Raw genomic sequence first — 315 nt, 5'->3', positions numbered from 1 at the left:
CGGCGCTTGAGAATCGGACGCCATCGCTAGCGGAAAAATCGCGTACTGTAGAGAGGCGGGATCGTCTACCTCGAGAGTGAGACGACCCGCCCAGAAAATCTTCTTATCGCAGTCCGGCGACCCTGAGAGCATCCTCGATAGCCGCTTTGTCAGCTTGGCCAATCCGGTCCAGCGGACGGATGGGCGTCCCGACATCCCGGCCAAGCATGCCGATCGCGTACTTTATGCGGGTGGGAAAATTGGTTGCCTGACTGACTTCGCGGCAAATCGGGCCGATGGCTTTGGTCAACTGCATCGCTTCTGCGATATTGCCGT

1 pseudogene is annotated in these 315 nt (G+C 58.4%); it reads right to left on the bottom strand.

Annotated elements, in window-relative coordinates:
- Positions 1-103: 103 nt before the first annotated feature.
- A pseudogene (locus tag EN859_RS38530) lies at positions 104-315 on the bottom strand (dihydrodipicolinate synthase family protein); the annotation flags it as partial.

Source organism: Mesorhizobium sp. M00.F.Ca.ET.216.01.1.1 (genome assembly GCF_004010325.2).
In the GTDB taxonomy this organism is placed as follows: Bacteria; Pseudomonadota; Alphaproteobacteria; order Rhizobiales; family Rhizobiaceae; genus Mesorhizobium.
Note: the sequence above shows the minus strand (reverse complement) of the source record. Positions and strands in the feature narration are given on the sequence as shown.